Origin of the sequence: Catenuloplanes sp. NPDC051500, from assembly GCF_044454585.1 — a bacterium.
Classification (GTDB): Bacteria; Actinomycetota; Actinomycetes; order Mycobacteriales; family Micromonosporaceae; genus Catenuloplanes.
The window spans coordinates 18,465-32,006 of sequence record NZ_JBITDX010000021.1 but is presented as its reverse complement, the minus strand read 5'-3'; the positions used below and the strand labels follow the sequence as shown (position 1 = coordinate 32,006).

The 13,542-nt window shown below is 70.7% G+C and carries 14 protein-coding genes and 1 pseudogene; 7 read left to right on the top strand and 8 right to left on the bottom strand.

The window, feature by feature from the left end; translation table 11 throughout:
* Nucleotides 1–49: 49 nt before the first annotated feature.
* Nucleotides 50–1,276 (top strand): MFS transporter, encoded by a 1,227-nt coding sequence (locus ACIA8K_RS32190; RefSeq protein WP_396066100.1) that lies wholly within the window; start codon nt 50–52, stop codon nt 1,274–1,276.
* A 77-nt stretch (nt 1,277–1,353) separates the two neighbouring features.
* Here the strand turns inward: ACIA8K_RS32190 and ACIA8K_RS32185 are convergent, their stop codons facing one another.
* A complete protein-coding gene (locus ACIA8K_RS32185) occupies nt 1,354–2,931 on the bottom strand; it encodes a peptide-N4-asparagine amidase (protein ID WP_396066098.1) in 1,578 nt (525 codons plus the stop codon).
* A gap of 97 nt (nt 2,932–3,028) precedes the next feature.
* On the opposite strand from ACIA8K_RS32185, the gene dusB reads away from it, so the two are divergent.
* The 4 genes and pseudogenes from dusB to ACIA8K_RS32165 all read left to right on the top strand — a co-directional run.
* Nucleotides 3,029–4,144 (top strand): tRNA dihydrouridine synthase DusB, encoded by a 1,116-nt coding sequence (gene dusB, locus ACIA8K_RS32180; protein WP_396066096.1) that lies wholly within the window; start codon nt 3,029–3,031, stop codon nt 4,142–4,144.
* Nucleotides 4,145–4,233: 89 nt separating this feature from the next.
* Nucleotides 4,234–4,488 carry a type II toxin-antitoxin system VapB family antitoxin gene (locus ACIA8K_RS32175; RefSeq protein ID WP_396066094.1) on the top strand — a complete coding sequence of 85 codons (255 nt, stop codon included), beginning with the start codon at nt 4,234–4,236 and terminating at the stop codon, nt 4,486–4,488.
* Nucleotides 4,488–4,907, top strand: coding sequence for a PIN domain nuclease (locus ACIA8K_RS32170; RefSeq protein WP_396066092.1), 420 nt, complete (start codon nt 4,488–4,490; stop codon nt 4,905–4,907). The genes ACIA8K_RS32175 and ACIA8K_RS32170 overlap by 1 nt, the downstream gene beginning before the upstream one ends.
* Nucleotides 4,908–5,081: 174 nt before the next feature.
* A pseudogene (locus tag ACIA8K_RS32165) lies at nt 5,082–5,222 on the top strand (tRNA dihydrouridine synthase DusB); the annotation flags it as partial.
* Between the two features lie 2 nt (nt 5,223–5,224).
* On the opposite strand, the gene ACIA8K_RS32160 reads toward ACIA8K_RS32165, so the two are convergent.
* The 3 genes from ACIA8K_RS32160 to ACIA8K_RS32150 are packed head-to-tail and all read right to left on the bottom strand — an operon-like array spanning nt 5,225 to nt 6,496.
* Nucleotides 5,225–5,647 carry a type II toxin-antitoxin system VapC family toxin gene (locus ACIA8K_RS32160; RefSeq protein ID WP_396066090.1) on the bottom strand — a complete coding sequence of 141 codons (423 nt, stop codon included), beginning with the start codon at nt 5,645–5,647 and terminating at the stop codon, nt 5,225–5,227.
* On the bottom strand, nt 5,637–5,906 hold the full coding sequence (locus ACIA8K_RS32155) for a type II toxin-antitoxin system Phd/YefM family antitoxin (RefSeq protein ID WP_396066088.1): 270 nt from the start codon (nt 5,904–5,906) through the stop codon (nt 5,637–5,639). Before ACIA8K_RS32155 ends, ACIA8K_RS32160 begins: the two co-directional genes overlap by 11 nt.
* Nucleotides 5,907–5,947: 41 nt before the next feature.
* Nucleotides 5,948–6,496 carry a hypothetical protein gene (locus ACIA8K_RS32150; protein ID WP_396066086.1) on the bottom strand — a complete coding sequence of 183 codons (549 nt, stop codon included), beginning with the start codon at nt 6,494–6,496 and terminating at the stop codon, nt 5,948–5,950.
* 175 nt (nt 6,497–6,671) lie between these two features.
* Between ACIA8K_RS32150 and ACIA8K_RS32145 the strand changes: the two genes are divergently transcribed.
* Complete coding sequence (locus ACIA8K_RS32145; RefSeq protein WP_396066084.1) at nt 6,672–7,730, top strand: hypothetical protein; 1,059 nt, start codon at nt 6,672–6,674, stop codon at nt 7,728–7,730.
* A 280-nt stretch (nt 7,731–8,010) separates the two neighbouring features.
* A complete protein-coding gene (gene ppdK, locus ACIA8K_RS32140) occupies nt 8,011–10,650 on the top strand; it encodes a pyruvate, phosphate dikinase (protein WP_396066082.1) in 2,640 nt (879 codons plus the stop codon).
* 42 nt (nt 10,651–10,692) lie between these two features.
* Here ppdK and ACIA8K_RS32135 read toward each other — a convergent pair whose 3' ends face one another.
* The 4 genes from ACIA8K_RS32135 to ACIA8K_RS32120 all read right to left on the bottom strand — a co-directional run bounded on the left by ACIA8K_RS32135 (nt 10,693) and on the right by ACIA8K_RS32120 (nt 13,347).
* The gene (locus ACIA8K_RS32135) at nt 10,693–11,064 is read right to left on the bottom strand and encodes a hypothetical protein (protein WP_396066080.1); all 372 of its coding nucleotides are present in this window, start codon (nt 11,062–11,064) and stop codon (nt 10,693–10,695) included.
* Nucleotides 11,065–11,107: 43 nt separating this feature from the next.
* Nucleotides 11,108–11,602, bottom strand: coding sequence for a roadblock/LC7 domain-containing protein (locus ACIA8K_RS32130; RefSeq protein WP_396066078.1), 495 nt, complete (start codon nt 11,600–11,602; stop codon nt 11,108–11,110).
* Nucleotides 11,603–11,704: 102 nt separating this feature from the next.
* Nucleotides 11,705–12,916: a DUF4388 domain-containing protein gene (locus tag ACIA8K_RS32125; protein WP_396066076.1), complete on the bottom strand. Its 1,212-nt coding sequence runs from the start codon at nt 12,914–12,916 to the stop codon at nt 11,705–11,707.
* Nucleotides 12,917–12,966: 50 nt separating this feature from the next.
* Entirely contained in the window at nt 12,967–13,347 is a 381-nt protein-coding gene (locus ACIA8K_RS32120) for a hypothetical protein (RefSeq protein ID WP_396066074.1), read from the bottom strand.
* Between the last annotated feature and the right edge of the window lie 195 nt (nt 13,348–13,542).

Here is a 13,542-nt window from a genome sequence, read left to right as displayed (position 1 = left end):
CACTATAGTGAGTTCCAATCTGGAACTCACTAGCGAAACGGGGATCGCCATGGGAGTTTTCGCCCGCTGGTACGCCGCGATGGCCACCAGCCAGGCCGGGACCGCTGTCGGCGCGGTGGCGCTGCCGCTCACCGCGCTTGTTACGCTCAACGCCACGCCGTTCGAGATGGGCCTGATCGCCGCCGCGCAGTACGTCGCCTGGATCGTGATCGGCCTCCCCGCAGGTGTGCTGGTCCGGCGCCTGCCGCTGCGCAGCGCCCAGATCGGCGCGGACCTGGCCCGGTTCGCCGCGGTGCTCTCCGTTCCTCTCGCCTGGTGGGCCGGGGTGCTCTCGGTCGGCCAGCTGATCGCGGTCGCGCTTGTCACGAGCTTCGCCAACGTGATCTTCGACGTGGCTAACTCCACGTTCCTGACCTCGATCGTCCCGCCGGAGCAGCTGCAGTCCCGCAACAGCCTCACCTCCGGCACGCACGCGGCCACGCTGCTCGGCGGCCCGTCCATCGGCGGCGTGATCGTCGCGGTGCTCGGCGCGGTGCCCACGCTGCTGATCGACGCGGTCAGCTACCTGGCGTCGGCGGCGCTGCTGCGCACGCTGCCGTACCGTCCCGCGGACGCCGGGACCGGCCGCGTCGAGGTCGTCGCGCAGATCCGGGAGGGCTGGCGGTACGTGACCGGCCACCCGATCATCGGCCCCTGCATGTGGACCGCGACCGCGGCCAACACCGTCTGCGGCGCCCAGCACGCGCTCTTCGCGCTCTACCTGGTCCGTGAGCTGCACGCGCCGCCCGGCCTGGTCGGCGTGCTGCTGGCCGCGGACGGCGTCGGCACGCTTATCGGCGCCGCGCTCACCACCCGGCTCGCCACCGCGATCGGCACCGCCCGTGCGCTTGTCCTTGCCGGTTTCGTGGCGGTCGCCGGCGCGATCGTGATCCCGTTCGGCAGCGGCCTCCGGGGGTACGCCGCGTTCGCGCTCGGCAACGCCGTCTTCGCCGCCGGGGTGGTCGTGCTCAGCGTGATCACCCGCACCTACCGCCAGATCACCAGCCCGCCGGAACTGCTCTCCCGGGTGATGGCCACGGTCCGCTTCGTCTCCTGGGGCGCGATCCCGCTCGGCGGCCTGCTCGCCGGCGCGCTGGCCGGTGCGATCGGCGCCCGCGCCACGCTGTTCCTCTTCGTGGCCGCCGCGGTCTGCATGCCGCTCTCCCTGGTCCGCTCCCCGGTCTGGCACCTCCGCGACCTGGCCGACTTCCGCTCCGACCCGGTCCCGGCGGCGTGAGGCCGGTGGCCGCCGTGCCGACGGGGGACGGCGGCCACCGCGCTCCGGCCGAGCCGGAGCGGAGGATGCTCAGCGCGTCAGGGCCGGACCAGGTAACCCTGCTCGGTGGCGATCGTCCGGTCGTACCTGCCGTGCGGGCTGATCAGCAGGTAGCGCTCGCGGGAGGTGCCGCGGGCCTGTCGCTCCGGGCGGGGCACGGTGGTGAGGAACGAGGCCTCACCCGTGTACGTGTCGGTGAGCCGTGCCGGGCCGCCGGGCGCACCGGTGATCACGGCCGCGTCGGTGAGCGTGATCGAGGTGGTCCGGCGTCCGTCCGGGGCGTCGCTTGTCGCGCCGTCCATCACGTACCGCCGAGAGGTGTTGATCGTGGTGGGTTTCCCGTGGCCGGCCCGGGTGGTGATGCTGTCCGTGTCCGTCCAGGCCGCGTCGAGCGCGTCGGACGTCTCGCCCTCGGCCCAGGTGTGGGTGGAGTCGTTGGTGACCGCGCGGCTGACGGTGGTGCTGACGCGGCCGTGTGACGTGTCGACGTATCCGCTCGTGGTGAGGCTGTGCCGGCCGGTCGTGGTGACGGTGCGGCCGTCCAGGACCGAGGTGTTCGTCAGCGCGCCCTCCGCGGCCGTGACGAGCGCGCCGGTGACCTGCCGCCGGTGTGGGTCCTGCCAGGCCAAAACCGCTGTGGGTACGTCCCAGCCGGACTGGCCCGGCGGCACGCCGAGCACCGACACCTCGACGCGGTGCGCCCGGCCGTCGGTGAGCGTGCCGGCGAACGGTGTCACGTCGTAGCGGATCGGCTGGATGTCGAACGCGCGCGGCGCGGGAATCGTGTACCACAGGAACGGGTTCGACCAGCCGCCCGTGTAGACGTGCGGGTACGGCGCGGCGACGCCCGCGAGCACGCCGTCGATCCGGACCTGGACCTCCCGGTACGGGCCCGCGTCCGCCGCGCAGGAGTAGCCGGCCGCGGGCGGCGTCGACAGGTACCAGTACTCCTCGCAGCCGCCGCCGGAACCCGTCGCGTAGACCTCGGCCACCAGCCGCTCCGTGTTGCGCGGCACGGTCAGGTCACCGACCAGGCTGGTCCCCTCGCTGTGCTGGTCCGCCAGGCCGATCACCAGGTCCGCGTCCCCGGCCGGCGCGCGCCCGGGGTAGAACGTCAGGTCCACCGTCACGTCCAGGATGCCTGTGTACGTGTCGTCGACCACGTTGCCGATCAGCATCTCGACCGGCTGGGCCGCCCGCAGCAGCGGTGCGTAACCGGTCACGTCCTTGTCCACGGTCCATGCGATGCCGTCCACGCTCGGCTCCGGCGTGGACGTCTTGAAGATGGTGATGCCGCCGACGCGCAGGTAGCCGAGCCGGTCGTACTGGCGCCCGGCGACCGCGCCGCGCAGCGTCAGCACCACCTTCTGCCACGGTCCGCGACAGGCCGCCGGCGGCGTGAACGTGCCGGTGAACGGCGTGAAGTCACGGAACTCCGCATCCACGATCCGGGTAGTGCAGGACCGGCCGGACGGACGCTCGACCGGCGGGGACGCGGTGACCGGATCATCCCAGTCCGACCCGAAGACCGGTGGTGGGGCCGCCGCGTGGGCGACCCCCGGGGTCAGGAGGATCGCGGCGGCCAGGATCGCTGACAACGCTTGGAATCGACGCACGTGGCTATCCGATCCGAGAAGATCGTCCCCTGTCAACGGGGGTGCCCGTTACAACCTTGTTTTGGGTCCGGCCACGGCGCTGTGGGATTCTCGACGGGTGACGCTTACGCTGGGCCGCTACCCCGTCGACCCGCCCGTCGTGCTCGCGCCGATGGCCGGGATCACGAACGTGGCCTTCCGCCGTCTCTGCCGTGAGCAGGGCGCCGGCATCTACGTGTGCGAGATGATCACGACGATCGCGCTTGCACACCGGAACCCGAAGACCGAGCGGATGATCGAGTTCGGCCCGGAGGAGAACCCGCGGAGCATGCAGCTCTACGGCGTCGACCCGGTGATCACCGCGCGCGCGGTCCGGCGGATCGTCGACGAGAACCTCGCGGACCACATCGACCTGAACTTCGGCTGCAGCGTCCGCAAGATCACCAGCAAGGGCGGCGGCGCGGCGATCCCGGTCAAGCGCCGTCTCTTCGGCGCGATCGTGAAGGCCGCGGTGGACGCCGCCGACGGGCTTCCGGTCACCATCAAGATGCGCAAGGGCATCGACGACGACACCCTGACCTACCTCGAAGCCGGGCAGGTCGCGCAGGACGCCGGCGTCAAGTGGGTGGCGCTGCACGCGCGTACCGCCGCCCAGCGCTACTCCGGCACCGCGGACTGGGAGGCGATCGCCCGCCTCAAGGAGAGCCTCGACGTGCCGGTGCTCGGCAACGGCGACATCTGGGAGGCCGACGACGCGCTCCGGATGGTCCGCGAGACCGGCTGCGACGGCGTCGTGGTCGGCCGCGGCTGCCTCGGCCGCCCATGGCTCTTCGCCGACCTGGCCGCCGCGTTCGCCGGCCGCCCCGAGCGCCTGATGCCCACGCTCGGCGAGGTCGCCCAGGTCATGCGCCGCCACGCCGAACTGCTCTCCGACTGGTACGGCACCGAGCGCGACGGCGTCACCGACTTCCGCAAGCACGTCGCCTGGTACCTCAAGGGCTTCCCGGTCGGCACCGAGATCCGCCGCGCGCTCGCCATGTCGTCCTCCCTGATGGAGATGGACGACCTGCTCGGCAAGCTCGACCCCACGGCCCCGTTCCCGGTCGAGGCGCTCGGCCAGCCCCGCGGCCGCACCAACTCCCCGGGCCACGTCTTCCTCCCCCCGGGCTGGCTCAACGACCGCGAGGACGACGCCGTCCCCGAGGGCGCCGAACTCGACAACTCCGGCGGCTGACCTGGTGCTGCGGTGTGGCGTCTTGGCGCACCACCTGTCCTCCCTTCGTGGTGCTCTTTAGGAGACCGATCCGGTGTACCGTTGAGGTCATGACGCGCATCACCGTGGACGTGAATGAAGAATGGCTTGACGCCGCCAAGGAGGCGTTGGGCACCGATACGAAGGTCGCCACCATCAACGAGGCGTTGCGCACCTTCGCGGTTCGCCGTCAGGCGGCCGAGGCCATCGCGGTGTTCCGTAACGCGGAGATGGATTTCTCCGGTTCGGAGGAGTCCTGGGGATACGGGGGCGGGCGCGATCTGAGTCGGCTGGCAGAGGATGCGCGCGGTGAGCGCGCTGCCTGATGGCCGCGCCGATCTATCTCGCGGACACGTCGGTTTATGTGTTGCAGGCCAGACACCCGGCGGTCCAACGAACGTTCGATTCACACCTGATGGCAGGGCGGCTCGCGGTATGCGAAATGACGGCCATGGAGTACCTCAACAACGCGCCGAACCCTGCGATTTACGAGACTTTGTGGGGTGCGCTCCAGTCGCAGCGCTGGCTGAAGGTAACGGCGGAGGCGATGGCCAGAGCCCTGGAAATCCACCGCGCGATGGCGGCCGGCAGCCAGCATCGGCACTTCCGGCTCCCTGACCTGATCATCGCCGCCACCGCCGAGGTGCACGGCGCGACGGTCCTGCACTACGACGTCGACTACGACCGCATCGCGGCGATCACGGGCCAGCCCACCGAATGGGTCGCCCCGAGGGGCTCGATCTAGCGGATCTCGGTCGTCAGGCCTGGCTGTTGAGGTAGCCGATGATGAAGGCGGTCCACCAGGCCAGCTGGGAGAGAGCGGTGGCCAGGCCGGCACGGAGCAGCAGCGACGTCGGCGGGCGCTGGCCGGCGTATCGGGCCAGCCGGGTGGCGAGCGAACCTGCGTAGATGCCGTTTCGGCAAGCCCGACCCCACGGCCCCGTTCCCGGTCGAGGCGCTCGGCCAGCCCCGCGGCCGCACCAACTCCCCGGGCTGGCTCAACGACCGCGAGGACGACGCCGTCCCCGAGGGCGCCGAACTCGACAACTCCGGCGGCTGACCTCAGCGGTTGTCGGGATGCGTGACCGCCACCACCTCAAGGAGGCGATCAAGGCCGGCGAAGCCCGCGGGATTCGTCGTGTAGAGCGGTAGGCGGTTCGCCGCGGCGATCGAAGCGATCATCAGATCGGCGGTGCGGCCGCGGGGCTTCCGGCCCACCGCTATCACCGCGGCGACCATCTGCCCGAACGTGCGCGCGGCCCGGATGTCGAACGGAAGCGACTCGAATGCCGCTTCGGTGTCCTGGAGGCGCCGGATGCGGAGCGCACGCTCGATGGGATCGTCAGTCTGATGGGGGCCCGCCGAGAGCTCCGCGAGCGTGATGGTGCTGACCGCGATTTCGTCGGGTAGATCGCGTTCATCGAGAGCGTCGAACAGGATGACGATGTTCGTGTCGACCAGTCCGAGGTCGTGTCTACCGTTCACGATCGAAGAAGTCCTGGTCGACGGTGGCCTCCTGATCGCGGCGGAAGCGCTCGAGATCCATGGGCGGGGTGGACGCGAAGATCGCCTTGACCTCTTCACGGGGGACGAAGGTCCGGCGACGGAGGGGAATGAGCCGGGCGATCGGCGTCCCGTTACGGGTAATCGTGTACGACTCGCCCTGCTCGACCCCGCGCATGATCGCGCCGGAGTCGTTCCGCAGTTCGCGCTGCGTAATCTCTCGCGGAATGGGATCAGACATAAGCTGATGGTAAACCGTGGTGCTACGACGTGCTACGCCGATCAGTTTTGGCTGTTGAGGTAGCCGATGATGAAGGCGGTCCACCAGGCCAGCTGGGAGAGAGCGGTGGCCAGGCCGGCACGGAGCAGCAGCGACGTCGGCGGGCGCTGGCCGGCGTATCGGGCCAGCCGGGTGGCGAGCGAACCGGCGTAGATGCCGTTGAGGCCGACCACAAGCACGGCGAGCAGTTTGACGGTCGTCAGGTGCGTGCTTGCGGGGTTGAGCAGCGCACCGGAGCCGAGCAGGCCGATGAAGCCGATCCAGGTCGGGGTCATCGCGCTCTCGGCGGTACGCAGCACGTCGGTGAACGAACGGCGCCCGGCCAGGAACAGCAGACCGGACCAGTCGACGAAGAGCACCGCGCCGAAGCCGATCAGCAGCGAGATCAGGTGGGCGAGGAGCGCGACGGCCCGGATCTCGGGCGGCGGGGCCACGCGCGGCGCGACCACCACCACGGCCAGCCAGATCAGCGAGACCAGGGCGGCCCGGGTGGTGTGCGAGAAATGCCGGCGGTGGCGCCCGGGGAGCGCGATCAGCGGCTGACCGGCCATGCGTCGTCTCCTTCTGCGCGGTGCGGGCCGATTGTGACCCACCAGGAGACGCGGGGGTACGGCGGGGATAACAGGAATCCGGCCGGGCTCACGAATTTCCTGATCTACCACTACATTCGTTTGGCACGCGGTGGCACGGGGTCACACCGCGCCGGTCGAGAGGTGCTTGCCCGTTATGGTGGCTAGACGCGTGATCAGCGCGCTGATCTTCCTGGTCGCGGCGGTGGCGTTCGCCGGCCCGTTCGTGGTGCTCGACACGGCCGAGTCGACCTGGGGCCAGCGGCACACCACGATCAGCATCTCCGGCTTCAACCTGATCCTGGGGACGACGCCGAGCATTCGGACCGAGGGCGACGAGCGTAGCGGCGACTCGTCCATCCCGGGCCTCGCGGAGGCGGCGGCGAACGCGCCGAACTCGCCGGCCGCGCTCACTGACGGCAGCGAGGCGCGCGTCACCGCGGTCGTCGCGCTGCTGCTCACGCTGGGGGCGACGGCGCTGGCCGCGTTCCGGACCGGGCGAGGACTGGGTGCGTTGTCGGCGCTGCTCGCGGTGTCGTCCGGCGTCGCACTTGTGTGGTCGACGGATGCGATCAAGGGTGCGGTCGAGGACTCGGACGCGAGCAAAATCTTCCCGGACGCGTCGATGGGCGGGGGCGCCGAGTGGGCGTTGGTGATGCTCGCCGCGGGCGCGTTCTTCGTATTCCTGGACGCAATGGTGACCGGCGCGCCGCAGAAGCCGTTCGTGCCGCTGAACATGTCTCAAGGGCAGCCGCCGGGGTACGGGCCGCCCGGTTACCCGCAGCCCGGTTATCCGCAGCAGGGTTTCGCGCAGCAGGGCTTCCCGCAACAGGGGTTCCCGCCGCAGGCATCCCCGCAACAGGGTTTCGCGCAGCAGGCGCCGTATCCGCAGCAGCAGGCGCCGCAGCAGCAGCCATATCCGCAGCAGCAGGCGTATCCGGTGTCCCCGCAGCCGCCGCATCCGCCGCAGTCGGCACCCCCGCAGCCGTATCCGGCACAGGGACATCCGACACCGCAGGGACCGTTCGTGCAGCAAGGGCCGCCCGCGCAGCAGAGCTACCAGCAGAGCTACCAGCAGGGCTTCCCGCAGCAGGGCTACCCGCCGCAGGCGCCCCCGTCCCAGGTCCCGCAGAGTGGTCCGCCGTTCCCGCAGAGTGGGCCGCCCTACCCGCCGCCACCGCCTCAGCCGCCCTACGGCGCGCCCTACGGATCCTGACCGAATAGACCGAACACAGACGGGCCCGGCGATGTGATGTCGCCGGGCTCTCGTCGTACCCGCTGACGGTTGTGAATTGTGGGAATTGATATCGGTGAGCAGTGTCGGGCGGGCGGATGGAAGCGCTTCCATGTCTCCATGGCAACGCCGCAGGTCGGGGCGGTGTGATGTGCGAATAGTCACCCTTCCCTCGCCCTCGGCGACGTTCTCGCTTAGATTTCGCCCACTGACCGGCATCGACCGGTACCCACGTTCAGCGCGGAACGGACGGGAGACCTTCATGAAGTACGTCTTCGCCTTCGAAGAGGGCAACAAGGATCTCAAGGACCTGCTCGGCGGCAAGGGTGCGAACCTCGCCGAGATGACGAATCTGGGGCTGCCGGTCCCGCCCGGGTTCACGATCACCACCGAGGCCTGCCGGGCCTACCTGCACGACAAGCGGCTGCCGGACGGGCTCACCGGGCAGATCGAGGCGCGGCTGACCGCGCTCGAAGAGCGGATCGGCCGGCGGCTGGGCGATGCCGCGGATCCGCTGCTCGTCTCCGTCCGGTCCGGTGCGAAGTTCTCCATGCCGGGCATGATGGAGACCGTCCTGAATGTCGGACTCAACGATGAGAGCGTGAACGGGCTTGCGGCGCAGGGTGGCGAGCGATTCGCCTGGGATTCCTACCGCCGGCTGATCGCGATGTTCGGCGCCACGGTCTGCGAGGTGCCGGCCGAGGACTTCAGCCACGCGCTGGACGAGGCGAAACGCCACAAGGGCACGCGCAACGACCTCGACCTGGACGCGGACGATCTCCGCGCGCTCGTCGGCACCTACAAGAAGATCTTCGCGAAGCACGTCGGCCGGGACTTCCCGCAGGAGCCGCGCGAGCAGCTGGACCTGGCGATCCGCGCGGTCTTCGACTCGTGGAACGCGGACCGGGCCGTGCTCTACCGGCGGCAGGAGCGCATCCCGGCCGACCTGGGCACCGCTGTCAACGTGGTCGCGATGGTCTTCGGCAACCTCGGCCCGGACTCCGGCACCGGCGTGGCGTTCACCCGTGATCCCGGCACCGGCGCGCCGGGCGTTTACGGCGACTACCTGGCGAACGCGCAGGGTGAGGACGTGGTGGCCGGCATCCGCAACACCGTGCCGCTGCAGGAGCTGGAGCGGCTGGACAAGACCTCCTACGACGAGCTGCTGCGGATCATGACGTTGCTTGAGGAGCACTACCGCGACCTGTGCGACATCGAGTTCACAATCGAGCGCGGGAAACTCTGGATGCTGCAGACCCGGGTCGGCAAGCGCACCGCCGCGGCCGCTTTCACGATCGCGGCGCAGCTCGTGGACGAGGGCGTGATCGACCTGGACGAGGCGATCCGCCGGGTCACCGGCGCGCAGCTCGGCCAGCTGATGTTCCCCAGGTTCGACCTGTCCGGCGCGCCCGAGGTGCTGACCAGCGCGGTCGGCGCGTCGCCGGGCGCGGCGGTCGGCAGGGCGGTGTTCACCGCGGAACACGCCATCGAGCTGGCCGGGCAGGGCGAGGCGGTGATCCTGGTCCGCCGCGAGACGAATCCGGACGACCTGGGCGGCATGATCGCGGCGCAGGGCATCCTCACGTCGCGCGGCGGCAAGACAAGTCACGCGGCAGTTGTGGCGCGCGGGATGGGCAAGACCTGCGTCTGCGGCGCGGACGACCTGGAGGTGGGCCGGAACGAGTTCACAGTGCACGGCACCCGGGTCGCGGAGGGCGACCTGCTCTCCATCGACGGTACGACCGGGCGCGTCTACCTGGGCGAGGTCCCGGTCGAGCCGTCGTCAGTGGTGCGGTACTTCGAGGGCGACGCCGATCTGCAGGATCCGCTTGTCGCGGCCGTGGACCGGCTGATGCGGCACGCCGACACCCGGCGGCGGCTGCGGATCAGGTCCAATGCGGACACCGGCGAGGACGCGGCCCGCGCCCGGCGCTTCGGCGCGGAGGGCATCGGCCTGTGCCGGACCGAGCACATGTTCCTCGGTGACCGCCGCGAGCTTGTGGAGACGCTGATCCTGGCGGACCGGCAGCCGGAACGGTCGGCCGCGCTCGACGCGCTGCTCCCGTTGCAGCGCGCGGACTTCGTCGAGCTGTTCCACGAGATGGACGGGCTGCCGGTCACGGTCCGGCTGATCGACCCGCCGCTGCACGAGTTCCTGCCGTCGCTTACCGACCTCGCGGTACGGGTCGCGGTGGCGGGGGAGCGTGGCGAGGATGCCCGGCACGACGAGCGGCTGCTCACGGCCGTGTCCCGCATGCACGAGCAGAACCCGATGCTCGGCCTGCGCGGCGTCCGTCTCGGCCTGGTCATCCCGGGTCTGTTCGCGATGCAGGTGCGGGCGATCGCGGAGGCCGCGGTCGAGGTCGCACGCGCGGGCGGCACCGCGCGGCCGGAGATCATGGTCCCGCTTGTCGGCGCGGTGCAGGAGCTGGAGACCGTGCGCGCGGAGGCCGAGAAGATCCTGGCCGAGGTAATCGGCGACAGCGGCGTCGAGGTGCTGATCGGCACGATGATCGAGGTGCCGCGCGCCGCGCTCACCGCCGGGCAGATCGCGGAGGCGGCCGAGTTCTTCTCGTTCGGCACCAACGATCTCACCCAGATGGGCTGGGGCTTCTCCCGCGACGACGTGGAGGGCGCGTTCTTCTGGCGCTACCTGGAGCTGGGCATCTTCGGCATCTCCCCGTTCGAGTCGCTGGACCGGGACGGCGTGGGCCGGCTGGTCCGGATCGCGTCCGAGGAGGGGCGTGCGGCCCGGCCCGGCCTGAAGCTCGGCGTCTGCGGCGAGCACGGCGGCGACCCGGATTCCGTGCACTTCTTCCACGAGGTGGGTCTGGATTACGTGTCCTGCTCGCCGTTCCGGGTGCCGATCGCGCGGCTTGAGGCAGGGCGCGCCGCGGTGTGAACGACTGCGGGCCCGCTTCTGATGAGGCGGGCCCGCGAACCGTCACATGTCGAGGTCTTCCTCGATCTTCTTCAGCTGGTGGCGCGCCATGGCCAGGTTGGCCCGGTTCTTCAGCAGCGCCAGGTAGAGGAAGAGCCCCTTGCCGGAGCGTCCGGTCAGCGGCCGGATCAGGTGGTACTGGCTGCCGAGCGTGATCAGGATGTCCTCGATGCCGTCCTTCAGGTTCAGCATCTCCATGGTGCGCAGCTTGGCGCGGACCACGTCCGTGTTCCCGGCGGCTGCCACCGTCAGGTCCAGTTCCTTGGTGCCGCCGGCGACGCCGAGCGCCATGCCGCTGGTGTAGTCCACCAGCGCCACGCCGATCGCGCCGTCGATGTTCATCGCTTCCTTGAGCGCGAGGTCCATGTCGGGCATGTGCCTTTCCTCCGTGTGTAATGAAAGGGGCTGGGACGTCCTGTCAGCCGGCGCGCTGACCGGGAACGCTCGACTGCAGTGCGGCCATCGGAGTCCGCTTGGCAAGCGGCATCTGACCTTCGACCGGGATCACCCGGGCCTCCTGCATCGGTGCGAGTGGTCGCACCTCCACCGGGTCGAGCAGCTCACCGAGGCGGCGTGCGGTGCGCCTCGCCTCGTGGTGGATGCGTGCCACGTTCGCGCTCGGCCTGGCGAGCACGGCGAGCAGCGTGCGGAGCCCGGCCGCGTAGATGGCCACGTACCCGCCGGCCGACTCGATGATGGTCTCGCGCAGTTCTCCGTGGCCCACCGTGTGGGCGAAGCGCTGGGTCAGGCCGAGGTTCGCCGCGGACAGGGCAGCGATCGTCTCCGGCTGCAGGCCCGGGGCGTCGTACGCGAGCAGCATCCCGTCGACGCCGGCGATCACGGTGGCCGACAGGTCGGGCAGCCGGCTGCGAAGCCTGGCCAGCTCGGCCAGCACCGCCCGGTCGGTTTCCACGGCAGTTCTCCTTCGCGAGGGCAGGGGTGAGGCGGGGGTGCGGGGTGGGGGTGTGGCGTGCCGGCGGTGCCGCCGGGGGCGCGCGGACCGGCGGCGACGCGCTCACCGCAGGGCCTTCAGCGCGCTGCGGATGCGGGTGAGCAGCGCCTCGTCCGGCGCGTCGGCGTCCGGCGCGGACCCGGCCTCGCCGGAGCCGGCCGGCATCTGCTCGCCGGGGATGCGGCGCGGCATGGTCTCGGTCAGGATCGCGGCGCCGGCGCGGTTTCCCGCCCGCCGCCGGCCGCCGGTGGCCTTGCGCCCGGGCCGGGCCGGTTCCGGCTCCTCGTTCTTCGCCGCGGGGATCACCATGGTGTCGTCCGGACCCGCGGCCCCGACCGGAAGCGCAGTGGCCCCGACCGGAAGTGCAGTGGCCTTGACCGGCGGCTCGGCCGACCTGATCGGCGGTTCCACCGGCGTGGCCTGTGGGCCGGGCGTGGCCGGGGCGTCCACGGCCGCCTTGGTCGTGCCGCGGCCCGGCGTGGTGACCCGCGCCGGCACGGCGGCTCTGAGCGCGCTGCCACCCGCCCGGCCGCCGTCCGTGCCGCCGCCCGGCGCCTCCGTGTCGCCGGACTCCCCGATCCTCTCCTCCGGCGCCACCACGATCAGCCCGGCCGCCGCCAACGCCCGCACCTGCTGCAACGTGACGAACCCGGCGCGGCCGAGGATCCGGGCCAGCGCCGCCGGGGTGCGCTCACCGTCCGCGGCGAGCAGCAGTTCGTACTGCAGCGCACTCAGCACGACGCGCTCGACGGGCGGCCGGGGTGCCGGCCGAACCGCCGCCGTGTCCAGTGTGGACGAGTCGAAGACCTCGTCGAGGAGTCGTCGCCGCCGGGTCGTCTCCTTGGACAGCACATCAGCGTCCACCCGGCAGACCGGGCCGATCCAGTGCTGTTCACCTGCTGCGAAGCGGACGGGCACGGCCGCCGGTTGCAGTACGAAGTACGCCGCGTCATAGATCACCCCAAGGACACAGAGCTCAAGCTCGCCTTCCGTAAGGTGCCCCTGTTCGATGAGCAGACGACCGACACGGTGTGCGTCTTTTCCGGCGGACACCGCGGAATCCCACGTCGGTGCCGACAACCGGCCCGAGGTGGTGAGCAGTTCGCCGACGCCCGGTGCTGCCGCCGACTCCACGTAGGAGACTTGACCTTCGGTCAGATAGATGACGCCGCCGGGATCGCCGTCGACGTGAAGCGCGCCGGTTTCGCCGGCGGTGACGAGCTGACTCAGCGCCCGACGGGGGAGGGTTGCCTTCGCGGCACGGGCGGCCTTCACGTTGAACTCCTCACCGATCTCTCGGTCTCGTGCGTCGTCACGCCCGGCACTCAGGCCGTGACCAGGCCTTCGGCGAGCATCTGCAGGCGCCGGCGCCCCACCGCGAGGTTGCCGCGGTCCCGGTCCAGCCACAGGTAGAGGGCGAGCCGGCTGTCGAACCCGGTCGGCAGCAACCTGATCAGGTGATATCCGCCGGCGGTGGTGATGATGAGGTCCTCCACGCCGTCGCCCGGCCGGGTGGACGCGAACGGCGAACGGCTGACCGCGGCGTGCACGATGTCGGCGGTACCGGTGGCGGTGCCGTCCGCGTCGTCGCCGGGCGCCGCGCCTGCCGACCCCAGTGCGAAACCTGTGGTGTAGTCGACCAGGCTCGCGCCGATCGCGCCGGGAATTGTCATCGCCTGCCGGAGGCAGTCGTCGATGCCGGACACACGCTCTCCTCCACCCGGAGCGGTTGCTTCGCCTCCGCACCGGCCAGCGGGCGGCGAACAGACTCCGGGCAATGGTGTGGGACCGGCGGTGGCCGGCCAGTGACGTTGTGCATCCGGCACGCTACTACCGGACGTGGAAATTCTCCATCCCACGACGGTGGGCGACGGGTGACACCCCCGGCCACCCACCCCTTC

What these genes read in the sequence shown, in the direction of transcription:
- ACIA8K_RS32170 (WP_396066092.1), top strand. Translation starts at nt 4,488, where the DNA reads ATGGCCGCGCCGATCTATCTCGCGGACACGTCGGTTTATGTGTTGCAG.
- ACIA8K_RS32150 (WP_396066086.1), bottom strand. Translation starts at nt 6,496, where the DNA reads ATGGCCGGTCAGCCGCTGATCGCGCTCCCCGGGCGCCACCGCCGGCAT.
- ACIA8K_RS32175 (WP_396066094.1), top strand. Translation starts at nt 4,234, where the DNA reads ATGACGCGCATCACCGTGGACGTGAATGAAGAATGGCTTGACGCCGCC.
- ACIA8K_RS32135 (WP_396066080.1), bottom strand. Translation starts at nt 11,064, where the DNA reads ATGCCCGACATGGACCTCGCGCTCAAGGAAGCGATGAACATCGACGGC.
- ACIA8K_RS32145 (WP_396066084.1), top strand. Translation starts at nt 6,672, where the DNA reads ATGGTGGCTAGACGCGTGATCAGCGCGCTGATCTTCCTGGTCGCGGCG.
- ACIA8K_RS32155 (WP_396066088.1), bottom strand. Translation starts at nt 5,906, where the DNA reads ATGTCTGATCCCATTCCGCGAGAGATTACGCAGCGCGAACTGCGGAAC.
- ppdK (WP_396066082.1), top strand. Translation starts at nt 8,011, where the DNA reads ATGAAGTACGTCTTCGCCTTCGAAGAGGGCAACAAGGATCTCAAGGAC.
- ACIA8K_RS32190 (WP_396066100.1), top strand. Translation starts at nt 50, where the DNA reads ATGGGAGTTTTCGCCCGCTGGTACGCCGCGATGGCCACCAGCCAGGCC.